General features: G+C 42.9%; 20 protein-coding genes, 1 tRNA gene and 1 pseudogene. 8 read left to right on the forward strand and 14 right to left on the reverse strand.

What is annotated here, in order from left to right; all coding sequences use genetic code 11:
• Positions 1-6: 6 nt before the first annotated feature.
• From SHALO_RS11340 to SHALO_RS11375, 8 genes are all read right to left on the reverse strand, one after another.
• Positions 7-936 (reverse strand): 5-oxoprolinase subunit C family protein, encoded by a 930-nt coding sequence (locus tag SHALO_RS11340; RefSeq protein WP_069478630.1) that lies wholly within the window; start codon positions 934-936, stop codon positions 7-9.
• The gene (gene pxpB / locus SHALO_RS11345; RefSeq protein ID WP_069478631.1) at positions 933-1,616 is read right to left on the reverse strand and encodes a 5-oxoprolinase subunit PxpB; all 684 of its coding nucleotides are present in this window, start codon (positions 1,614-1,616) and stop codon (positions 933-935) included. Before pxpB ends, SHALO_RS11340 begins: the two co-directional genes overlap by 4 nt.
• Entirely contained in the window at positions 1,613-2,344 is a 732-nt protein-coding gene (locus SHALO_RS11350; RefSeq protein ID WP_084010894.1) for a 5-oxoprolinase subunit PxpA, read from the reverse strand. Before SHALO_RS11350 ends, pxpB begins: the two co-directional genes overlap by 4 nt.
• Positions 2,341-3,675 carry a TRAP transporter large permease gene (locus SHALO_RS11355; RefSeq protein ID WP_025345601.1) on the reverse strand — a complete coding sequence of 445 codons (1,335 nt, stop codon included), beginning with the start codon at positions 3,673-3,675 and terminating at the stop codon, positions 2,341-2,343. The genes SHALO_RS11350 and SHALO_RS11355 overlap by 4 nt, the downstream gene beginning before the upstream one ends.
• A complete protein-coding gene (locus SHALO_RS11360; RefSeq protein ID WP_069478632.1) occupies positions 3,665-4,156 on the reverse strand; it encodes a TRAP transporter small permease subunit in 492 nt (163 codons plus the stop codon). Before SHALO_RS11360 ends, SHALO_RS11355 begins: the two co-directional genes overlap by 11 nt.
• Entirely contained in the window at positions 4,153-5,112 is a 960-nt protein-coding gene (locus SHALO_RS11365; RefSeq protein ID WP_069478633.1) for a TRAP transporter substrate-binding protein, read from the reverse strand. Before SHALO_RS11365 ends, SHALO_RS11360 begins: the two co-directional genes overlap by 4 nt.
• A gap of 80 nt (positions 5,113-5,192) precedes the next feature.
• On the reverse strand, positions 5,193-5,870 hold the full coding sequence (locus SHALO_RS11370; RefSeq protein ID WP_025345604.1) for a response regulator transcription factor: 678 nt from the start codon (positions 5,868-5,870) through the stop codon (positions 5,193-5,195).
• The gene (locus tag SHALO_RS11375) at positions 5,870-7,747 is read right to left on the reverse strand and encodes a sensor histidine kinase (protein ID WP_069478634.1); all 1,878 of its coding nucleotides are present in this window, start codon (positions 7,745-7,747) and stop codon (positions 5,870-5,872) included. Before SHALO_RS11375 ends, SHALO_RS11370 begins: the two co-directional genes overlap by 1 nt.
• 120 nt (positions 7,748-7,867) lie before the next feature.
• Here SHALO_RS11375 and mnmG point away from each other — a divergent pair, with 120 nt between their 5' ends.
• From mnmG to SHALO_RS11400, 5 genes and pseudogenes are all read left to right on the forward strand, one after another.
• Entirely contained in the window at positions 7,868-9,739 is a 1,872-nt protein-coding gene (gene mnmG / locus SHALO_RS11380; protein WP_069478635.1) for a tRNA uridine-5-carboxymethylaminomethyl(34) synthesis enzyme MnmG, read from the forward strand.
• Between the two features lie 102 nt (positions 9,740-9,841).
• Complete coding sequence (gene petA, locus SHALO_RS11385; RefSeq protein ID WP_069478636.1) at positions 9,842-10,348, forward strand: ubiquinol-cytochrome c reductase iron-sulfur subunit; 507 nt, start codon at positions 9,842-9,844, stop codon at positions 10,346-10,348.
• Between the two features lie 11 nt (positions 10,349-10,359).
• A complete protein-coding gene (locus SHALO_RS11390) occupies positions 10,360-11,625 on the forward strand; it encodes a cytochrome b (protein WP_069478637.1) in 1,266 nt (421 codons plus the stop codon).
• Positions 11,622-12,626 (forward strand): annotated as a pseudogene (locus SHALO_RS11395) (c-type cytochrome). The gene SHALO_RS11390 and the pseudogene SHALO_RS11395 overlap by 4 nt, the downstream one beginning before the upstream one ends.
• A gap of 118 nt (positions 12,627-12,744) precedes the next feature.
• Complete coding sequence (locus tag SHALO_RS11400) at positions 12,745-13,149, forward strand: hypothetical protein (protein WP_025345610.1); 405 nt, start codon at positions 12,745-12,747, stop codon at positions 13,147-13,149.
• A gap of 45 nt (positions 13,150-13,194) precedes the next feature.
• Here the strand turns inward: SHALO_RS11400 and accA are convergent, their stop codons facing one another.
• The 5 genes from accA to gpmI form a co-directional block, all read right to left on the reverse strand.
• Positions 13,195-14,133: an acetyl-CoA carboxylase carboxyl transferase subunit alpha gene (gene accA, locus SHALO_RS11405; RefSeq protein ID WP_069478639.1), complete on the reverse strand. Its 939-nt coding sequence runs from the start codon at positions 14,131-14,133 to the stop codon at positions 13,195-13,197.
• 9 nt (positions 14,134-14,142) lie between these two features.
• A complete protein-coding gene (locus SHALO_RS11410; protein WP_069478640.1) occupies positions 14,143-15,357 on the reverse strand; it encodes a beta-ketoacyl-ACP synthase II in 1,215 nt (404 codons plus the stop codon).
• A gap of 71 nt (positions 15,358-15,428) precedes the next feature.
• Positions 15,429-15,659 carry an acyl carrier protein gene (gene acpP, locus SHALO_RS11415; protein ID WP_025345613.1) on the reverse strand — a complete coding sequence of 77 codons (231 nt, stop codon included), beginning with the start codon at positions 15,657-15,659 and terminating at the stop codon, positions 15,429-15,431.
• Positions 15,660-15,736: 77 nt separating this feature from the next.
• Complete coding sequence (gene fabG / locus SHALO_RS11420; protein WP_069478641.1) at positions 15,737-16,480, reverse strand: 3-oxoacyl-ACP reductase FabG; 744 nt, start codon at positions 16,478-16,480, stop codon at positions 15,737-15,739.
• A gap of 23 nt (positions 16,481-16,503) precedes the next feature.
• On the reverse strand, positions 16,504-17,994 hold the full coding sequence (gene gpmI / locus SHALO_RS11425) for a 2,3-bisphosphoglycerate-independent phosphoglycerate mutase (protein ID WP_069478642.1): 1,491 nt from the start codon (positions 17,992-17,994) through the stop codon (positions 16,504-16,506).
• A gap of 91 nt (positions 17,995-18,085) precedes the next feature.
• On the opposite strand from gpmI, the gene mraY reads away from it, so the two are divergent.
• The 3 genes from mraY to SHALO_RS11440 all read left to right on the forward strand — a co-directional run bounded on the left by mraY (position 18,086) and on the right by SHALO_RS11440 (position 20,468).
• On the forward strand, positions 18,086-19,150 hold the full coding sequence (mraY, locus tag SHALO_RS11430; RefSeq protein ID WP_069478643.1) for a phospho-N-acetylmuramoyl-pentapeptide-transferase: 1,065 nt from the start codon (positions 18,086-18,088) through the stop codon (positions 19,148-19,150).
• Complete coding sequence (gene murD, locus SHALO_RS11435) at positions 19,147-20,340, forward strand: UDP-N-acetylmuramoyl-L-alanine--D-glutamate ligase (protein ID WP_069478644.1); 1,194 nt, start codon at positions 19,147-19,149, stop codon at positions 20,338-20,340. The genes mraY and murD overlap by 4 nt, the downstream gene beginning before the upstream one ends.
• Before the next feature lie 52 nt (positions 20,341-20,392).
• Positions 20,393-20,468, forward strand: a tRNA-Phe gene (locus SHALO_RS11440).
• 73 nt (positions 20,469-20,541) lie between these two features.
• Here SHALO_RS11440 and SHALO_RS11445 read toward each other — a convergent pair.
• Positions 20,542-21,771 (reverse strand): exopolysaccharide biosynthesis polyprenyl glycosylphosphotransferase, encoded by a 1,230-nt coding sequence (locus SHALO_RS11445; protein ID WP_145923258.1) that lies wholly within the window; start codon positions 21,769-21,771, stop codon positions 20,542-20,544.
• Positions 21,772-21,844 lie beyond the last annotated feature (73 nt).

The following is a 21,844-nucleotide window of genomic DNA, read 5'->3' on the forward strand; positions in this document are numbered from 1 at the left end:
GAAGCATTACGCTTCTTGCGCTTTAAAAAAGGTGTAAAAGGCTCTCATTGCTCTTTGCGCCTCCTTCAAACTTACCTCTTTAAATTTCACTTTCCCACCCGCTTTGAGTTGCGCGAGTTTAAAACAATCCACAGCGATAATGGAGCCAATTTTAGGATACCCCCCAATCGTTTGACGCTCTTTTAACAGCACGATCGGCTCACCATGACTGGGCACTTGCACCGCACCATAACAGATAGGCTCAGAGAGAATGCCCGTAGATGAAGGTACAACTTTTTCGCCACTGAGACGGTACCCCATGCGATCACCCTCGCCTTTGAACGTATAGACACTGTTGAAAAACGTCTCTTGTGCTTTAGTATCGAACATCGCTTCTTGGTAGCCTTTGACCAGACGCACGGTGATGGTATCGGGATATTTTGGGATAAATTTTCGCTCTAGTTTTCGTCGATCCACAGGGCACCTGTTTCCAAAGGTGTGCAACAAATCTCCCGTTTTGAGCTTACGTCCTTCAAGCCCTCCCAACCCCTCTTTCAAACTGGTAGAATAGCTTCCATACGCAAAAGGCGTTTGAAATCCTCCTGCAACGGCGATGTAGGCAAATTGCCCTTCGTTGGCAAAACCAAAGGTGATCACATCCCCACGCCTCAGCAGATGGGTCTGCCACAAAGCAATACTGTGTCCGTTACATGTAGGCTGCATATTAGCCCCGCAAATCGCGATGCACATCTCACTTCTGGCTTTAAATGAAGCACCACCCATGGCGATCTCAATGGCAGGTGTGTTAAACGCATTGCCCACAAGAAGATTCGCATATCCAAATGCCATCTCATCCATCGCACCACTTTGCGTCAAGCCAATGTCACTAAAACCCCGACGCCCCGCATCTTGAATCGAGCTTTGAAGTCCACCGTTTTCAACGATAAAACCGTTCATAGCTCACCTCCTAGCTTTAAAAATTCCTCTTTGGAGATGGATTCATAACGCACATGATCGCCTACATGTAAAAGAGAAAGCCCCTCATACGAAGCATCAAACATCGCAGTAGGTGTTCGCCCCAACACTTTCCAGCCTCCTGGACTTTGGGTAGGATACACTGCGGTTTGGCGATCGGCAATGGAGACACTGCCTTTGGGAACCGCCTTTCTTGGACTCGCTAAACGGGGCGTCGCCAAACGTTCATCGATCTCGCCAAGGTAAGCAAATCCTGGTGCAAACCCAATCGCATAGACCGTGTACAACCCTTTTACATGTAAAGCGATAATCTCCTCCACACTGAGGTTTTTTTCCTGCGCTAACAGCTCCAAATCAAGTCCGACCTCGCGCCCATAATAGACAGGAATCGTGATGATTTTAGGCTCGTTAAGCATAAGTGCTTCTGCTTGATGGATGCTGTTTTCGATGATCTCGCAGACCGCATCAAAATCAAAACGCATCACATCGTAACTCACCATCAACGACGCGTAGGAGGGAATGATCTCGTAAAAGCCTTCTTGGTTCTTTGCTTTAAGCGCTTGATAGGCTTTTTGAACCTCTTGGGAAATCAAAGGATCGATTGTGGTTCCAAAATAGACAATAACGGACGATTCTGAGGCAATGGCATAACGTCTACTCACATGCTTTTCCTAAGAGTTTCTACCATGGCAACAGCTTCTTCATTGTCGCCATGCACACACAAGGTATCGGCTCGAAGTGCGATTCTTTTCCCCGAAATGGTCTCCAAAACACCCTCTTTTTGAAGCAGTTTCAACCGCTCAATCACGGATTGAACGTCATGCAACACCGCACCTTTTTGCGTTCTTGGTACTAAAAGACCGCTATCATCGTACGCACGATCGGCAAAGACTTCATAGATCAGCTCTAAGCCAAGTTCTTTGGCAATCGCTTCTTGCTTGGAAGTATCCACCATCGAGAGAATCATCAGTTTTAGTTTTGGATTTACCCGCGCTACGGCGGTTGCTACGGCTTTAAAAATGCGCTCATCTTTCATCATATCGTTGTAAAGCCCACCGTGCGGTTTGACATACGAAAGCGTTGCACCATTAGCCGTTGCAAAGCCTTGAAGTGCGCCAATTTGATAAATCACCATCGACTCAACCTCATCCAAAGAGCAGACCATGCTTCGTCTACCAAAACCCATCAAATCAGGATATGCAGGGTGCGCACCAATACTCACACCATGCTTCAACGCCAATTTAATGGAGCGATCCATGATGAGCGGATCGCCCGCATGAAACCCACAGGCAAAATTTGCCATATCAACATAAGGCATTATCGCCTCATCCAACCCCATCTTCCACGAGCCAAAACTCTCGCCCGCATCACAGTTTAATTTTATACTCATCCGATCATCCTATTGGGTAAATAAAAGACTATTTCTGGGAACAATGTTACCATAGCCGTAATTAAAACCATTATAAGGAAAAAGGGCATTGTTGCTCGAATAATAAAGCCTATTTTTTCACCAGAGATGCTCTGAATGACAAAAAGGGAAAAGCCAACAGGCGGTGTGATCTGTGCCATCTCCACCATAAAAACTAAAAAGATGCCAAACCAAAGAGCATCAAACCCTGCTAACGTGACAATAGGAAGGACAATAGGCAGTGTCATAACCACCATGGAGATACCATCTAACATCATCCCAAGAATGATATACATGATCGCTATAACCACAACAAGCATCAAAGGCGTTAAGCCCATAGAAGCGATAAATTCACTGATGGCACGCGCAATACCTAAAAAACCGACGACTTGCGATAAAAAGCCCGCTCCAGCGATGATGAAGCTGATCATGACCGTGGTTTTAATCGTATTGGCAAGCGCTATTTTGAAAATGGCAAAACTAAAGCTTTTAAAATAGAGCGCAAGTAAGATCGAAAAAAATACTCCCAAAGCCGCGGCTTCCGTTGGTGTCGCAATACCAGCATAGATACTTCCAATCACCACCGTGATGAGGAGTAACACGGGAAAAAGCTCTTTAAGAGATGCCGCTCTTTGCGCCCAGGTGAAGTGTTCTTTGCTGGCAGGAACAACACCTTTATCCAAAAATGCCACCACCATAATATAAAGAGAATACGACGTTGCCAGTAAAAGACCAGGAAGGATGCCTGCAATAAACAATCGACCAATAGAGACATCCGCTAAAACACCGTAAATAATCATAATAAGACTCGGAGGAATCAAAAAGCCTAGCGTTCCACTGCCAGCCAGTGAGCCAAGGGCTAAAGATTTGCTGTAGCCTCTTTTATGCAATTCATCCAATGTAATTTTTCCAACCGTTGCCGTGGTCGCCGCAGATGAGCCAGAAACAGCTGCAAAGAGAGAACATGCCGCCACATTGATGTGCAGTAATCGCCCAGGAACACTGCTAAGCCAAGGAACCAAACCGTTAAAAAGTTTGTTGGAGATCGAAGAGTAGTGCAAAAGCTCACCCATTAAAATAAACATCGGCAAGGATGCAAGCGACCATGAATTCATAGAATCATAAATAGAACCCGCAAGTAAATTGCCTATCTTATTGATAATGCTAATGGCAGGAGGAAGGTGATGATCATAAATGAGCATTCCAAAAATACCTGTGAGGAAAAGTGATGCCCCAATCCAAATGGACGAAAGTAAAAAGAGAAACATAACACCAATCAGCACCGCTGATAATAGAAGTGGATCAGCAATCATGATGTCCCATCCTTTGGAGTATAAATGCAATCACCGCCATACTAAACAGTGCAAAACCTAAAGGCAGTGCCAGTTGGGGTATAAAAAGTGGGGTAGCCGATACTCCCTCAGAAACAACGCCTGTTTGGTATGAATCCCATGTCAGCAACACCGTACGATAAAAAATAAACAAAAGTAACCCAACGGTGCTCAGACCAGCAAAGATATCAACCCAAGAAGAGGCTTTGGTCGATAACTTAGCCGTCAAAAAGGTAATACGAATATGCCCATCTCGCAAAAATGTATGCCCAAAACCAAAACAGACAAGGGCTAAGTAAAGATACCCACTGTACTCATCCGCACGCATCGTCGAAGTATTAAAAAAGTAGCGCAAGGTTATCTCGACCAAGATCAAAGCCACAAGCATGATCAACAATATTGAAGCGATAAAAACTCCCCCAAGGGAGAGTTTTCGCGCAGTCTCAATGAAAAAATGTCTCATTGCTTTTTATATTCCGTAAAGATTTTTTTGATCATAGGATCAGCGTCCATCAGATACGCATCCAGCATTTTTTGAGCAACCGCATCCAACTCTTTTTTAAGCTCAGGGCTTGCCTCTGTGATCCTAACGCCATTATCGGAGATCAATTTTAATGCTACAGCATCTTCTGTTTTACTGGCTTCCCACTGCGATTTTTCAATTTGCTCAGCCGCTTTTAACAGCGCATCTTGTTGTGCTTTATCTAAGCTTTTCCAGTAATCTAGGTTAATCGTCACGGCTTGCAATGGATAGGCATAGTTAATTTTTGTAAAATCACTCAAAACTTCCCAAAATTTTCCATCTTTTCCAGAAGCCGAAGAGGTGACCACTGAATTTACCATGCCCGTGCTAAGTGCTGAATAGACTTCACCCCATGGCAATGCCACAGAACTTCCTCCCACCATGGTGATAAAATCAGCCGAGTTTTTATCGTAAGTTCTGGTTTTAAGATCACTAAAATCCGCTTTAGTATTCATCGGTTTTTTAGTGTAGAGCCCACTCGGCGGCCAAGAGACGGCGTAGAGCATTTTTTGATTCCATGTGGCGGCGGCTTTTTCATACGCAGGCTTTGAGATTTGATAGAGTTTATACGCGTCATCATAAGAATGTGCTACAAACGGTAACGCAGAAATACCAAACACCTTACCTCCACCTGCTGTGAAAGGGATGAACATATCTGTCATGGCAACCGTGCCATCTTTGACCGCTTGAAGCGGGCTACCTTTCACCAGTGAGCCTCCCGCATGAACCGTGATTTTCACACTGCCTTTGGTGTACTCATCCACCAACGCTGCAAACTGTTCTGCACCCTTTGTATGGACGTTGTTTGCTCCATAAATGGCGTTAAGATCCATTTTAATTGTGGCCGCCATCAAGGCGCCAACCGTACATGAAAGAAGAACCAATTTTCGTAACATACTGCACTCCTTAAAAAAGTTTTGAACACATCTTAACAGAGTGCGGTGAGAAAAAAGTGGGGAAAAAAGAGCTGTATTGCTTAAAAAATAAGCCGATACCCTTCTTGGGGGAGATTCTCTAAAAACTCTATTGTTACCTTTTTACGCAAATCTTTAATAAACGTTTTAAGGGCTTCGCTGCTCATGACTTTTCCATCCCAAAGGGTATCTTCGATCTGTGCATAGGTTGTAATTTTTTTCTGATTCTGTAGCAATAAAAGCAAAAAATCTTTCTCTCGTTTGTTGAGGCTAATTTCAAGCTCTTTCAAAAACAGTTTTCGCTCTAATGGAGAGAATAAAAGATCCCGTCCTAGTTTGATACGCCCAATCAATTTGCCATCCAGTGCGCGTTTAATGCCCTCTAAAAGGCGCTCAGCATTGGCTGGTTTGAGAATAAAATGATCAATTTTAAGATTAATCAGCTCCATTAAATACTCCTCTTTACTGTACGCGGTCAGCATAATAATAGGCGTTTGTTTATCGTTTTGACGAATGGTTGCAACCAACTCCACGCCGCTCATGCCATTCATCCCAATATCGCTAATAATCAAATCAGGATGGTGCGCCTCATAAAGCGCTAACCCTTCAAATCCATGACGTGCTTCATAGACGGTTCCAAAATAGTAGGAGAGTGTCTTTGCCAATCGTGCACGAATGCCCTCCTCATCTTCAACACATAAAACGCTCATAGATTTTAATGCTTCTAAGGATGCTTCCATCACGACACCTCTACCCTAAATTTTGCCCCAAACGCGTCATTTTCTACTTCGATCTTTCCACCCATATTTTGCTCAATAATCATCTTTGCCATGTAAAGCCCCAGCCCACTGCCCTTCGAAGCTTTTTTAGTCGAAAAGTAGGGTTCAAAAACCATTTTGAGATTGCTCTCCTTGATGCCTCCACCATTGTCCATCACGCAGACCAGAGCGTTGCCCTCTGGTGTACGACCTATCTCCACCCAAATTTGAGGTTCTGGTACTTTTCGCTCTATTAAAATATCTTTCGCATTGAGGATCAAATTGAGAATAACTTGGGCATATTCATTGGGGTATCCTTCAATTTTAGGTGAATCAAAAATCTTTACATGTAAAGCAATATGAGAGTTTTTCAAAACCGCTTGCGCCAAGCTAAATGCCTCTTCACACGCCTTTTGAATCCAAAAGCTCTCTTTTTCTTTGGAAGGTTTGAAAAAATGCCTAAAATCATCAATCGTCCGAGACATATAACTTAAGAGTTTATCCGCTTCCTTGGCACTTTCGTGTATCAGTTTCGTATCTGCTTTCCCAAATTTTGAAGCGGTTTCAAGCTCCATAAAAATACCTGAAACTTCACTCAAAGGCTGCCTCCATTGGTGCGCAATGATACTGAGCATCTCACCCATCTGCGCTAACCTCGACTGCTGAAGCAGTGCCATATCTTTTTGCTTTGACTCTTCAAGGGCTTTGTTGATCTTAAAGCGCAGTGTGGCATTAAACTCTTTGAGCGCTTCGGTTTTATGACGCACCCGTTCACGATAACTCTCAAGGGCGCGATTAATCTGCTTCGTGACCAAGTAAGAGAGGAACCCCACGCAAAGCAGTGAGACAAGTGCGATCACAATCACACCGAAGATATAACGATCCATCTTCGCTTTCATCTCCTCTTTTTTCAAAGCAATCTCTTTTTGTACATCATCCCCATACACACCCGTCCCAACCACCCAATGCCACGGCTTAAACTGTGCCACATACGAGATTTTTTTAGACGGAGTCTCTGCATAAGGTTTACGCCAAAAATACTCTACAAAAGCCCCTTGATCCTCTTTTTCCAAAGCTTTTTTGACAAACGTTTGGATGATTGCCTTTCCAGACTGATCTTTGAGCAGTGTGTCATCTTTTCCAATACTCTCTGCTCTAAAAGGGTGCGCTAAAAGCGTATGGGTCGTGTTGTGTATCCACATATACCCACCTTCACCGTACCGTAAAGACTCGCTCCAAGAGATCATCTCATCTTTTAGCCTTGAAGTCGCAATATCCAGATACTCCGCCGCGCCTATACTCCATCCATAAGGCGCTAATGGTTTTACATACACACGCCTTGGTCGCCCTACTTCGCTGGTAGCATACCCTTCCTGCTTTAAAGCCTCATGTACCGCACTTTGAAGCCCAATGCGATCACCCAACTCTTCTAAGGGATAAAGAATATTTCCTTTCGCATCCAAGACAAAATAGTACCCTCGATGACCGCTTACATGTAAAGAAGAGAGCATCAGTAAAAGCTCTTGTCGCAAGACTTGCAAAGACTTGCTCTGCGAGCCTTTCGCAAAGAGATTGATCCCCATTATATGCACATCATCGACTCGATCTTTTAATTCCAAATCAATCGTACGGTGCATCATTGCCAAGTGGTATTCAAAGTATTGAAATACTTTTTGAATTTCATTGACCAACACCGTTTTTTGCTGTTGCAACAGTTTTTGCTCTAGCGCCTGACTCTCTACATTCAGATTGGCACGCTCGATTGAGATAAAAAATGAGAGTGTAAAGAGAGTTAAGAGCCCAATGGTCACAATAGGCGTTAGAAAAATAAGTTTTGCTAAATGCTTCTCTTTAAACATAGTTCACCCAATATTTATTTTAAGCTATTGTAGCAATTTTAAAGTGAACCCTACGCCTAATATACAGTCAATTCATAGTATAATGATTCAAACTATGTATGTATTGAAGGTATGAGTATTATGAAATATGACGTTATAGTAATTGGTGGCGGACATGCGGGTATTGAAGCATCTTTAGCGTCCGCAAGGCTTGGGCATAAGACCCTTCTGATCTCTATTTTAGCGGAACAAATTGGTGCCGCTAGCTGTAATCCTGCTATTGGAGGACTTGCCAAAGGTCATTTGGTCAAAGAACTCGACGCGCTTGGCGGACAAATGGCACTCGCAACCGATGCTGCAGGCATTCAATTTCGCACGTTAAATCTTTCCAAAGGCCCAGCGGTCAGAGGCAGTCGCGCGCAGATCGATATGGACAGATACCGCATTTATATGCGTACCATCATCCTCAACACGGAGAACCTCAGTGTCGCCCAGGAAGTTGCGGACGAGATTCTCACCGAAGAGGGCAAAGTCACCGGTGTCATCACCGCCATGGGCAACCACTACCACGCACAAAAAATTATCATCACCACGGGAACCTTTTTAAAAGGGTTGATTCACATTGGTGAATACAAACACGAATCGGGTCGTGTGGGCGAATTTCCCTCCATCAAGCTCTCCGATTCTATCAAATCACTGGGCATCACGATGGGGCGCCTCAAAACAGGAACCTGTGCGAGAATCGATGCGAAAACGATTGATTTTTCCAAGATGGAACTGCAACCAGGCGACGAGAATCCTCTGCCGTTTAGTTTTAGAACCGATCGTGCAAGCTTTAAACCGTTTCAACTCCCTTGTTACATCGCTTATACGAACGAAGAAACCCACACAATTATCGAGAGTAATTTTCACCGTGCCCCTCTGTTTACAGGACAAATCAACGGCATAGGACCACGTTATTGTCCCAGTATCGAAGATAAAATCAACCGTTTCCGAGACAAAGAACGCCACCATCTTTTTATTGAGCCACAAACACGCGAAGCAACCGAGTATTACATCAACGGTTTTAGCACCTCCCTTCCGACCGATACACAGCTGGGTATGATCCATTCGGTTGAAGGAATGGAAAATGCAAAGATTGTCCGCTTTGGATATGCCATTGAGTACGACTATGTTGATCCAACCGAGCTTAGGCATACGCTTGAGACTAAAAAAGTCTCAGGACTGTACTGCGCAGGTCAGATTAACGGAACGACAGGTTATGAAGAAGCGGCGGCACAAGGGTTGATGGCAGGCATTAATGCCTCATTGAGCTTACGAGAAGAAGAGCCTTTGATTCTAAGACGTGATGAGGCGTATATTGGTGTGCTGATTGATGATTTGGTCACCAAAGGGACAAAAGAGCCGTACCGCATGTTTACGTCGCGCGCAGAATATCGTTTACTGCTTCGTGAAGACAATGCCGATTTGAGATTAAGCCCATACGGTTATAAAATTGGCTTGATCGATGAGCAAACGCATGAACACGTGGTCAAAAAACAGATGCAACTCGAAGAGGGACTTGCCTACCTTGAAGAGACAACGCTTACGCCTTCCAATGAAAACAATGCCTTTTTAGCGAGCATCGGGGAAGAGAAGATCACCGATAAAGTCACGCTTCAAAAGATTGTTGCGCGTTCTGAATTTACCGTAGAAAAACTGGAAAAATTAGCACCCATGGTCAGCGCATTTAATGAAGATGCTAAAGAGCAAATTCTCATCGAAGCGAAGTATAAAAACTATATTGAGAAGCAAAAAGATCAAATCGATACAATGAAAGAGATGATCAACGTTAAGATTCCTCCGATGATGGATTTTAGTTCGATTTCAGGGCTGAGCAACGAAGTGGTAGAGAAGTTACAACGCTTCACTCCTCCCACGCTTTTTGCTGCCAGTGAGATTAGCGGTATCACACCCGCTGCTTTAGATATTTTACATGTATATATTAAAATACATAATAAAAAAAATAATTGACGCAATATTGACGTAAATCTGTAATAATTGACACATGTCATAGATTCTTAATAAATGATGCGATAAAATTGTCACAAATTAAACAACACGAAAGGAAAAAGAATGGCTGTTGAAACAAGCAGAAGAGACTTTATCGGCATGGCATTCGGCGGTTTTGCAGCGGCAGGTGGCGTAATAGCCCTTGGTGCTATGAAAAAAACTTGGGACCCACTTCCAAGTGTACAATCTGCTGGATTCATCACCGTTGATCTCTCTTCTATGAGAGAGGGAGAAGTCCAAACGATCCAATGGAGGGGCAAGCCGATTTTCATTTTGAAGAAAAGTGCGGATATGCCAAAGAATGAGAAACGGGACATTGTTGCAGGCGGTAGTCGCTATGCAGTGATGATAGGACTTTGTACCCATCTTGGGTGTATTCCAACATGGACACCCTCAACGAAACAATTTAAGTGTGCCTGTCATGGTGGCGAGTTTGATGCAAGCGGTGTCAATACGTTTGGACCACCTCCAAGACCAATGGACATTCCTCCTTTTAAAATAGACGGAGCGAAGCTTGTTCTTGGTGAAGAGGGACCAGAGTATAAAAAACTTGTTCCTAAGAAAGCGTAAAGGAGACAAACGTGGCAGAAATTAGAAAAGCGACAGGCTTCATCGATTGGCTCGATCAACGATTAGCCGTCAACAAGTTCATCAAAGTGATGATGACTGAGTATTGGATTCCTAAAAACATCAACTTCCTTTGGGCAATGGGTGTTGTTTTAATGGTTTTATTTATGATTCTTATTGTTTCAGGAATCTTCCTTTTAATGTACTACAAACCTGACATTAAACTGGCATTTGACAGTGTCAACTACACGATTATGCAAGAGGTAGAGTACGGCTGGTTGTGGCGTCATATCCACGGTGTTTCAGCTTCCGTCATTTTCCTTGTCATTTACATTCATATGTTTACGGGCATCTATTACGGTTCCTACAAAAAAGGGCGTGAAATTATCTGGTTAACCGGTATGGCACTTTTTGGTATGTTCTCGGCAGAAGCGTTTAGTGGTTACATGCTTCCATGGGGACAAATGAGCTACTGGGCAGCGCAAGTTATTACCAACCTTTTTGGTGGTATTCCTTTCATTGGTGAAGCTTTAGTGGTTTGGATCAGAGGTGACTTCTTAGTTGCCGATGCAACCTTAACACGCTTTTTTATGTTACATGTACTCTTATTGCCATTGGTCATTTTACTCTTGATCGCCGTTCACTTCTACTCTTTACGAGTTCCACATGTGAATAACCAAGAATCAGAAGAGTTTGATTTTGAAGATGAAGCGAAAAAATACTTAGACGGTAAAAAAGTAGAATCTAAAGTCGTACCTTTCTGGCCCGTATTCCTCTCCAAAGATTTCTTTGTTGTAGGCGTAGCTTTGACTATCTTCTTCTATCTGGTCTGTTTCCACTATGATTTTGCAATGGATCCTATTAACTTTGAGCCTGCCAACAATATGAAAACACCTGCACACATCTACCCTGAGTGGTACTTCTTGTGGAGTTATGAAGTGCTTCGTGGTTTCTTCTTTGACATTGCTGGCGTTGCGGCGATGGATATTGGTTTGGCTGCGTTTGGTTTTGCAAACGTGATCTTTATGCTTTTACCGTTCCTTGATAGAAATACCGATCATGTAGCTCCAGCGCATAAACGACCTCTGTTTTTTGTTTGGTTCTGGTTACTTTTAATCGATATGATCGTTTTAACCGTTTATGGCAAACTTCCTCCGACAGGCAACAACGCGTGGGTTGGCTTTGGTGCCACCATTACGTTTCTTGTCTTATTTATTCTTCTTCCGATCATTACTAAAATGGAAGCGAACTGTAAATGTCATAATGGAGGTTGCAAATGAGAGAGTTAAAGATATTAGCCATTGTAATCTTCTTTACCGCGGTTGTCTATTGGGGTGTTGAACCCTTTGCGCATTCTCACAATCATTACGAAAATGGAAGCGAACTGTAAATGTAATACTGGAGGTTGCAAATGAGAGAGTTAAAGATATTAGCCATTGTAATCTTCTTTACCGCGGTTGTCTATTGGGGTGTTGAGCCATTTGCGCATTCGCAAATGCACCCTCATGTTGCCCCTGCTGATTTTGCCTTTAAAGATTTAGGCGTCAATGCTAAAAAAGGCGATGCGACTAAAGGGGCTGAAACCTTCTTAAATGCGGGCTGTATTGGCTGTCATGGTGTCAGTTCACAAGGTATGGCAGCACCCATGGATCATGCCAGTGCATCGGCTTCATTTGGTGTTGTACCACCCGATCTTAGCACGGCAGGTGCCATTTATGATAAAAACTTCCTCGCAGCTCTGATTAAAGATCCAACCAAAGCGCTTAAAGTCGAACACAAGTTTAATGAATCTCGCCCTCACCCAATGATCGCGTTCTTTGGTCTTGGTGGCGACTTGGATCAAGAGGTTGCTGACATTGTGGCGTACCTTCAAAGTATAGCGCCTGTGACACCGATTGATGACAAACAAGTCTATGCTGATGCGTGTCAGAGATGTCATGATATAAAGTATGACAAAGTGATGAGTACGACCGATAAAGCGTCATTAATGGCGTATATGGGCACACTACCACCGGATCTTTCAATGATGATTCGATCCAAAGGGGCTGAGTACCTTACAACGTTCATCAACAATCCACAAAAACAACTTACAGGCACCTCAATGCCACGTGTTGGTTTGACTGAAAAAGCTCAAAACCAAGTGGTTGCTTATATGGAAAAAGTGGGTGATCGTAAAAAAGCCGAACGAGAAGATCTCGGGTATAAACTCATTGGCTATATGGTTCTCTTCACACTCCTCGCCTATGCTTGGAAAGTGAAAATCTGGAGAGAAGTTCACTAAAAATTTAAATGCCTCTTTTGGATGATTAGGTGCGATTGCACCTAATCATCCCTGCCTTCTATATGCAACCGCTACGATACACTAGAGTTTACATGTAAAACATTAAAAGGAGGAAATTATGAAACACTATACACTACTACTCACTTCTCTTGCTCTTTGCAGCTCTCTTTACGCCTCTGAGACTGAAAAAGTGAATGCGATCGCAATGCTTAGCATGGAAAATGGTCTCTCCAATATTCAAAAAGGATTTTTGTACAACAACATTGAGCTGATTCAAAGCGGTGTTGATATCGTTCAAAAAGAGAATGCGGCCTATCATAATCGAGATGTTTTGAAGGCTATTTTGCCTGAGGGTAAAAAGCAGATGGAAAATCTAGCACTCATTACCTCAAAACGTATTGATAATGCTACAGATGAGATGAAAAGCTATTTGGCACTGAAACAGATGAAAAAAGCACACAGCGCCTTTTCAGATATCGTCAATGCCTGTACCGATTGTCATACGCTTGTTCGTGGTTGGTAAGATAGCAAGAAAAAGAAAGTTTTAAAACGCTAAGAGACACATCTCTTAGCGCTCTTCGTAAGCCCCAATAGAGGTAATGCGCTCATAACGTTTCGCCATACGCTCATCATTACTCAAGGTATCAAGTTCTTCTAAAGATTTTAAGAAATATTCCCCAAGTGCTTTTGCAGCACTCTCTTTATCGCGGTGTGCACCGATGAGAGGTTCATCAATAATCGCATCAATAAGATTAAGCTGGTACAGATCTTCCGCCGTAATTTTCATCGCTTTGGTAGCATTTTCTTGTTTGCTTGGGTCATTCCACAAAATAGCGGCACATCCCTCAGGCGAGATCACAGAAAAGACAGAGTAACGCATCATCGCAACCCTATCACTGACGCCAATCGCTAAAGCGCCACCACTACCACCTTCACCAATCACAACAGAGATACTTTTTGTATTGAGTTTGCTTAATTCAAAAAGGTTCCTAGCAATCGCTTCACTCTGACCTCGCTCTTCTGCCGCAATACCTGGATAAGCACCTGGAGTGTCGATCAAGAAAAGAATTGGAAGATCAAATTTCTCCGCCATTTTAGCAATTCTAAGCGCTTTACGATACCCCTCAGGATGAGGCATACCAAAATTGCGTTTGATCTTATTTTTTGTTCCACGACCTTTTTGCTCACCGATTAAAATAACTTTACGTTCGCCAATGTAACCAATATAGGAGACAATCGCCGCATCATCGGCAAAATTACGATCGCCATGAATTTCATAGCTATCATGCAAAAGGGCACGAATATAATCTAAGGCGTAAGGACGATCAGGATGGCGTGCAAGCTGAAGCTTTTGGTATTCACTGAGGTTTTTATAGGTTTTAGAAATCTCTTTGGAGAGCGTTTTTTCTAAAATCTCAACAGCATGGCTATCGCCTTTGATTTTGGCGTTGGATATATCCTCATCAATCTGCTTAATTCCATTCTCAAAATCCAAATAAGTCGCCACTACAATTCCTTACACACGCTTAAAGATCACAGAGCCATTCGTTCCGCCAAAGCCAAACGAGTTACTCATGGTATATTCTGCTCTACATTTACGCGCGACATTAGGGATATAATCCAAATCACAATCAGGATCTGGATTTTCTAAATTGATCGTTGGAGGTAAAATCTCATCACGCATTGCCATTAAACAAACAACCGCTTCAATCGCGCCTGCTGCACCTAAACAGTGACCGATTTGACCTTTGATAGAGCTAATTTGTGGGATGACAGTTGTGCCAAAAAGTTCTTTAATTGCTGCTGTTTCATTTTTATCGTTTGCAGGAGTACTTGTTCCATGCGCATTGATATAATCAATTTTAGGACGTCCTGCCATTTCATACGCCGCTTTCATCGCGCGAAGAGGGCCGTCTAAACTTGGAGAGGTAATATGACTCGCATCACCACTCTCACCAAATCCAACGATTTCACCGTAAATATGCGCACCTCTGGCAACGGCATCTTCATAAAATTCAAGGACAAGTGAGCCTGCGCCTTCACCCATGATAAATCCATCACGTTCTGCATCAAACGGGCGAGAAGCCTTTTTAGGGTCATCATTACGCGTAGAGAGTGCTTTCATCGCGGCAAAGCCACCAATACCCGAAGCGCAAATCGCCGCTTCCGCACCCACAACCAACATCTTTTTAGCGCCACCGGTCAACATCGTTTTGGTTGCATCACTGATCGCGTGCGTACCTGCTGCACATGCCGTAACCGATGAAAGATTTGGACCTTTAAGACCGTATTCAATGGAAACCATGCCGCCAAGCATATTGATAAGAGCTGAAGGGATGAAAAAAGGAGAAATTTTACGAGGGCCTACACCATTAACGATCACAGAGTTTTTTTCAATGACCACTAAACCACCAATACCAGAAGCAGAACTGACACCAAAAGATTCAGCTTCATAGGCAGTATCGAACTTCGCATCCGCCATCGCTTCTTTAGCTGCTGCAAGTCCTAGTTGGATAAAACGATCTGCTTTTTTAACCTCTTTGGGGTTCATGATGGTATTGGGATCAAAGTCGGTGATTTCGCCGGCAATGGTAACAGAATGCTCGGTTGTGTCAAACGAACTAATGCTTTTAATGCCACATTGACCTTCAACGATAGCTTTAAAAGAACTCTCTTTATCCAAACCTAATGAATTAATCATTCCTATACCAGTAACAACGACTCTTTTCAAATTTTTATCCTCTTTAGTGATCTTTGTGGGGAAGGGAGAACCCGCCAAAGCGGGTTGTGTGTGTTATAAAATTATTTATGTGCTTCAATGTAAGACATAGCATCTTTGACCGTAACGATTTTTTCAGCGTCAGTGTCTGGAATTTCAATGTCGAATTTCTCTTCAAGTGCCATAACGAGCTCTACAACATCCAAAGAATCTGCGCCCAAATCTTCTACGAATTTAGAATCTTCTTTTACCTCGTCAGGATTTACATTTAATTGTTCAACAACCACCGCTTTTACATCATCAAATAGTGCCATTTACTAGCTCCTTTAAAAAATTTCCACTATTTTATCAAAAAAACCTTTAATTTGAATTTGTACATGTAAAGTTGCCTTTACATGTACATGCCACCATTGACTTTTAAAACTTCGCCTGTGATGTAACTTGCACTATCGCTGAGTAAGAAAGCAACGGACTCTGCGATGTCTTTGGGGCTTCCAAAACGTTTGAGGGGGATTTTTGAAGTGTAGCTCTCTTTAATCTCTGAGCTAAGTTTATCCGTCATCTCTGTGGCAATAAAACCAGGCGTTACCGCGTTAAAACGCACATCTCTCGCACTGCCTTCTTGCGCAAAGCTTTTGGTCATCGCAATCAATCCACCTTTGCTTGCACTGTAATTGACCTGTCCTGCATTGCCCGTCTCACCGACAATCGAAGCAATGTTTACCACACAACCAAAGCGTTTTTTACTCATTGCTTTGAGCGCTTCACGACAGCCAATGAACGCCGATGTCAGATTAATATCAATGACAGAGGTAAAATCCTCTTTTTTCATACGAATCGCAAGTTTGTCGTTGGTAATGCCTGCATTGTTGACCAAATACGAGAGTTCGCCGTCACTATCCACAATCGTTTTGATCCCTTCAACAAATGCCTCTTCATCCGCCACGTCAAAACCAATAACGGCTGCCACACCACCGTTTGCTTCGATCTCGGCTTTAATGGCGTCTGCTTGCTCAGGGCGAGAACGGTAATTCACCCATACTTTAAGACCATACCCTGCAAGTGTTAATGCGATCTCTTTACCAATTCCGCTGGCTGCACCTGTCACTAAAACATTTTTTCCACTAAATTTCATTTATTTCCCTTTTACATGTAAGATTAAAACTCAACCAACGGTTGATCCATTTCGCTAGGAATTGGAAGTCCCATCAGCTTTAAAACGGTGGGCGCAATGTTGTTGAGTCCACCGTTTTGCACCTTTTGAACTCGTTTATCCATGACAAAACCATACACATCAAAGGTTGTGTGATTGGTCAATCTAGCGCCCACATCATCAAACATCTGTTCACAATTGCCATGATCACTGGTCAATACAATAGAATAATTGACCTCTTTCGCCTTCGCAAACACTCTTCCTAGCTCATGATCAACCGCTTCCACGGCGCGCGTCGAGGCTTCCAAATTTCCCGTATGTCCCACCATGTCGCCATTAGCAAAATTCACCACGATAAAATCGTACTGTTCCTCCATCGCTTTTAACACCGCGTCACCGACCAAAGCAGCGCTCATCTGCGGTTCAAGATCGTACGTTTTTACTTTGGGGCTGGGAACCAAAAGTCTGGTTTCTCCTATTTTTGGCTCTTCAGTGCCACCATTAAAGAAAAACGTGACATGGGCATATTTTTCCGTTTCTGCGGTATGAAACTGCGTCAGTCCTGCGCGTGAAATCACATCGCACAAAGTATTTTGCGGTGTATCGGCTTGAAACATAATGGGGAAAGGAAAACTGCTGTCGTACTCTGTCATGGTTATGGACGCCACGCCGTTCAGGGTACGCGAGAACTCTCCAAATTCACTAAATCCAATCGCACGTGAAAGCTCACGCATACGATCATTGCGGAAGTTTGCAAAGATGACGCCATCGTCACGGTGCATGCCATTAAAAGATTCAAATGCCGCAGGTTCGACAAACTCATCGGTGATCCCTTGGTCATACATCCCTTGTAAATATGTTTTTACATGTAAAGCCGTTTTAGGCTTCGCATCGACCATGACGCGGTACCCTTGCTCGACTCTTTCCCAACGATTGTCACGGTCCATACTAAAAAATCGTCCCGAAATCGAAGCGATGCTGATGTTTTCATTGCAAATGGCTAAAAGTTGCTCTAAAAATGTGATACCCGACGTAGGTGAAACATCGCGTCCATCAGTGATCACATGCAGATAGACACGTTTTTTTTGCGCTTCCACAATCTTTGCAAGATCGATGATATGATCGATATGCGAATGCACGCCACCATCGCTTACAAGCCCTATGATGTGAATCGCACCCCTTACATGTAAAAGCTGTGTGAGCGCTTCATTGGAAGCAAGAGAACCATTTTTGGCAGCTAAAGAGATTTTCACTAAATTTTGGTACAAAATGCGCCCACTGCCGATACACATGTGCCCGACTTCGCTGTTGCCCATCTGCCCCTCAGGAAGCCCGACACTCAGCCCCGAAGTTGCTATAAAATTGTAAGGAACCTCACGAAAAAGTTTATCGTAGGTAGGTTTATGTGCCTGAGCAAAGGCATTGGCAGTTTGGCTAGCATTGTGTCCAATGCCATCGGTAATAATCAATACGGTTTTCTGAACGTCTGGTTTCAAAATGATACCTTTTGTTATAAGCTTATAAGCAATATCTTACTAAAATGTTGCTTTTATAAAAATATATCCCTAGAAGCTGGAAGTAACATTCATGCTATATGCTCTTTACAAACTCACCTCCATTAACCTTTTTCAATACATCACCGTACGTGCGGGCGTCGCATTCTTTTTAGCCTTTATCTTAACCATCTATCTGATGCCAAAATTTATCAAATGGGCAAAATCACGCAACGCCAATCAACCTATCTATTCACTCGCACCTCAAACACATCAGCAAAAGGGTAAAACCCCGACAATGGGTGGCATCGTTTTTTTATGCGCCGCAACGCTTTCTATCTTAATGTGTGCACGCATGAACAATCTTTTCGTCCTCTCTGCGCTCGCATGTATTTTGCTCTTTGGGCTTATTGGGATGAAAGATGATCTTGCCAAAATTTTAGGCAAAAGCAATACCGCAGGGCTTACACCTCGTGCAAAACTTGGCTTGCAGATCCTCGCATCGTCTGTTATCGCCTTAATTTTGTACGTCGCACTTGACCTTGATACCACCTTTTTTGTCCCTTTTTACAAATTTCCACTGTTTGATATGAAGCTTTTAGCCCTTGGATTTTGGATACTGGTGATGGTCTCGGCCAGTAATGCTGTCAACCTTACAGACGGTCTGGATGGTTTGGCAACGGTTCCTTCCATTCTTTCGATTCTCTCGCTGGCTGTGTTTGTTTACGTGGGTGGTAACGCCTTTTTAAGCAGCTATTTACTCCTTCCAAAAGTCGGTGGCAGTGGCGAAGTGGTCATCGTCGCAACAGCTGTGATGGGCTCATTGGTTGGCTTTTTATGGTTCAACTGCTACCCAGCGGAGATCTTTATGGGCGACAGTGGAAGCCTTAGCATTGGCGCGTTCATAGGCTACATGGCGATCATCTCTAAAAATGAAATTTTATTGCTTTTAATCGGTTTTGTCTTTGTTTTAGAAACGGTTTCGGTCATTTTACAGGTAGGAAGTTTTAAAACGCGCAAAAAACGCATCTTCCTTATGGCGCCGATCCATCACCACTTTGAGGTGAAAGGTTGGCCAGAAAATAAGATTATCGTGAGATTTTGGATCATTGCTCTCATGTCAAATCTTTTAGCACTTACGGCACTGAAAATCAGATGATAACACTCTTCGGACACGGAAAAACAACTAAAGCGATTGCAAAGCGCTTTGCAGGACAATGCCAGATTTTTGACGATAGCTTTACATGTAAAGAAAAAGACGCGTTTGGTAATCTCTTATTACCTCCCTCAGAATTTGATCCAACCACAAGCGATGTGGAGATTCCAAGCCCTGGTTTCCCAGCGCACCATCCTCTCATTCAAAAAGCCCTTCACGTCACCAGTGAATACGACTTTTTCAAAGAGTCAATGCCCTTTAGCATCTGGATCAGCGGCACAAACGGGAAAACCACCACAACGCAAATGTGCGAGTTTCTTTTACAAGCACAAGGCGCCCTTGCGGGTGGCAATATCGGAACCCCATTAGCAGAACTGAGTGAACAAGCGCCTATTTGGGTTTTAGAAACCAGCTCGTTTACCTTTCACTACACCAAAGTCACCGCACCTGATATTTATTTGCTCCTTCCCATCAAACCCGACCATCTCACATGGCACGGAAGTATGGAAGCCTACATCGAAGCCAAACTTTCACCGCTTGCTCGCATGAGAGAAGGCAGTGTTGCCATCCTTCCCAAAGCCTATGCCAATGTCAAAACCTTAGCGCACGTCATTGCGTATGACACGGAAGAAGATTTGGCAGAGCAAATGGGCATCGATATCTCAAAAATAAGTTTTAAAACACCGTTTTTGCTCGATGCAGTGCTTGCAGCATGCGCACAAAAAATTCTTTTAGACACCGTCGATTATGAACTTCTAAATACCTTTAAAATCGATCATTACAAAATCGAAGAGTTTCATGACACACAAGGACGCCTTTGGGTTGATGACTCCAAGGGAACCAATGTCGATGCCACGATAGAAGCGCTCAAACGCTACAAAAACGACGAAATCCTCATTGTCCTAGGAGGTGATGACAAAGGCGTTGATTTACAAGAATTATTTGATTTTATGAAGCCTTTACATGTAACCGTTTTTGCCATTGGCACGAACACCGAAAGACTTGCTTCATTTGCGGAAAAAGAAGGCATACAACTTCATAAATGCTTCGTCATCGAAAAGGCAATGAAACAGATTCACGCAGTGCACACAACCAAAACAGTCGCCCTACTTTCTCCTGCCGCGGCAAGTTTAGATCAGTTCAAATCCTACGCCCACAGAGGTGATCGCTTTAAAGAGTTAGCTTTAGCCTAGGGCTAAGTTACTTTTAAAGTTTTTAAGCTATAATTTCAACTCTTCAAAGCGTGGCTGGATAGCTCAGTCGGTAGAGCAGGAGACTGAAAATCTCCGTGTCGGCGGTTCGATTCCGTCTCCAGCCACCACCAAACTTCATTTCTTAAAAATCAATAATTTTGCAAAACACTTCTAAGATTTCGTATGATTCTTTCCGAGCTCTTAGTAACTCCCTTTTCTACCCAAAACAACAAGAACCGTTTTAATCAATATTTGCATATCAAGCTCTATAGACCAATTTCTCACATACCAAACATCGAGCTGAACGCGCTCATCATAGTCAATGTCATTGCGCCCACTCACTTGCCAAAGACCCGTGATACCAGGTTTGACTGCTGTAAAATACTCAAAATACTCACCGTATTTTTGGATCTCAGCCTCTGTGATAGGACGAGGCCCTACCAAAGACATCTCCCCTTTTAACACGTTAATGAGTTGGGGAAGTTCATCCAACGAAGTTTTACGTAAAAATTGACCGATTTTGGTGATGCGTGGGTCATCTTTGAGTTTAAAGTCTCTCTCCCACTCTTCTTTACTCTCTTCACAGGTTTCTAAGAGCTCTTCAAGGCGATCGTCCGCATCAATGTGCATCGTGCGAAACTTGTAAACTTTAAACTTTCGCCCCCCAAAACCAACACGCTCATGTGCAAAGATAGGATGACCTTTGGTTGCCACATACACAACGCTGTAGAGCCATATTAGGAAAGGTGAAGTTAACAATAACGCAACAAAAGCGACACTCATGTCAAAGAGTCGTTTAATCGTTTGCTCCACAGGACTCAAAAGGTTATTTTTTATATAAAAAGCCATTCCTTTATGATAAATCGAACTAATAAGCTCTCCATTAATAATAGGAACTTTTGTCATTTTGGGCAAAACAATGACTTTACGAACACGCCGTTGAATATGATTAACCAAAACATTGAGATCAAAAAATGAATTATCTTCCAAATCAATAACGGCAGAATCATAATAACTCTTTTCTAATAATTGGTCTATCGCATCATTGACCGCTTGAGGCGAAAGTTGCGTCACATTGATGATTTCTTGGATATCGTAACCAAAGGGATTACCCTTTGCAAACCATTTTCGAATGTTTTTCAGTCCTAGATCATCGCAAATCACAAAAACAGGTAGCCTAAAATAGTGAAATTTAAAAAAAACTTTTTTAAGATAGTAAGACCATAGAGCGTTCAAATTGTTAAGAAGATAAAATATACATACTATTGCCCGTGAAGTTGTATCATTCATTTTTGCAAGTGCAATCACGATCAAAACAACCGCCAATGCAAAAAAGTTTGCTTTGAGCGATAGCGTAATGGCATTGACCGTTACCATTCGATTGGTCATTAAGCGCAAATAAAAATAGCCTAGTAAATAAATAACAATCATCCAGCTATAGTGAAAAAAAGAATAATGCAAATCTATCTCTAAAAAAATGTCTGCAATCGCTGTCAAGCGAAGC

This window comes from Sulfurospirillum halorespirans DSM 13726 (assembly GCF_001723605.1).
Classification (GTDB): Bacteria; Campylobacterota; Campylobacteria; order Campylobacterales; family Sulfurospirillaceae; genus Sulfurospirillum; species Sulfurospirillum halorespirans.

What these genes read in the sequence shown, in the direction of transcription:
- mnmG (WP_069478635.1), top strand. Translation starts at nt 7,868, where the DNA reads ATGAAATATGACGTTATAGTAATTGGTGGCGGACATGCGGGTATTGAA.
- SHALO_RS11350 (WP_084010894.1), bottom strand. Translation starts at nt 2,344, where the DNA reads ATGAGTATAAAATTAAACTGTGATGCGGGCGAGAGTTTTGGCTCGTGG.
- SHALO_RS11355 (WP_025345601.1), bottom strand. Translation starts at nt 3,675, where the DNA reads ATGATTGCTGATCCACTTCTATTATCAGCGGTGCTGATTGGTGTTATG.
- SHALO_RS11365 (WP_069478633.1), bottom strand. Translation starts at nt 5,112, where the DNA reads ATGTTACGAAAATTGGTTCTTCTTTCATGTACGGTTGGCGCCTTGATG.
- SHALO_RS11360 (WP_069478632.1), bottom strand. Translation starts at nt 4,156, where the DNA reads ATGAGACATTTTTTCATTGAGACTGCGCGAAAACTCTCCCTTGGGGGA.
- SHALO_RS11400 (WP_025345610.1), top strand. Translation starts at nt 12,745, where the DNA reads ATGAAACACTATACACTACTACTCACTTCTCTTGCTCTTTGCAGCTCT.
- murD (WP_069478644.1), top strand. Translation starts at nt 19,147, where the DNA reads ATGATAACACTCTTCGGACACGGAAAAACAACTAAAGCGATTGCAAAG.
- SHALO_RS11375 (WP_069478634.1), bottom strand. Translation starts at nt 7,747, where the DNA reads ATGTTTAAAGAGAAGCATTTAGCAAAACTTATTTTTCTAACGCCTATT.
- acpP (WP_025345613.1), bottom strand. Translation starts at nt 15,659, where the DNA reads ATGGCACTATTTGATGATGTAAAAGCGGTGGTTGTTGAACAATTAAAT.
- SHALO_RS11340 (WP_069478630.1), bottom strand. Translation starts at nt 936, where the DNA reads ATGAACGGTTTTATCGTTGAAAACGGTGGACTTCAAAGCTCGATTCAA.
- SHALO_RS11445 (WP_145923258.1), bottom strand. Translation starts at nt 21,771, where the DNA reads ATGATTGTTATTTATTTACTAGGCTATTTTTATTTGCGCTTAATGACC.
- fabG (WP_069478641.1), bottom strand. Translation starts at nt 16,480, where the DNA reads ATGAAATTTAGTGGAAAAAATGTTTTAGTGACAGGTGCAGCCAGCGGA.
- mraY (WP_069478643.1), top strand. Translation starts at nt 18,086, where the DNA reads ATGCTATATGCTCTTTACAAACTCACCTCCATTAACCTTTTTCAATAC.
- SHALO_RS11370 (WP_025345604.1), bottom strand. Translation starts at nt 5,870, where the DNA reads ATGGAAGCATCCTTAGAAGCATTAAAATCTATGAGCGTTTTATGTGTT.
- petA (WP_069478636.1), top strand. Translation starts at nt 9,842, where the DNA reads ATGGCTGTTGAAACAAGCAGAAGAGACTTTATCGGCATGGCATTCGGC.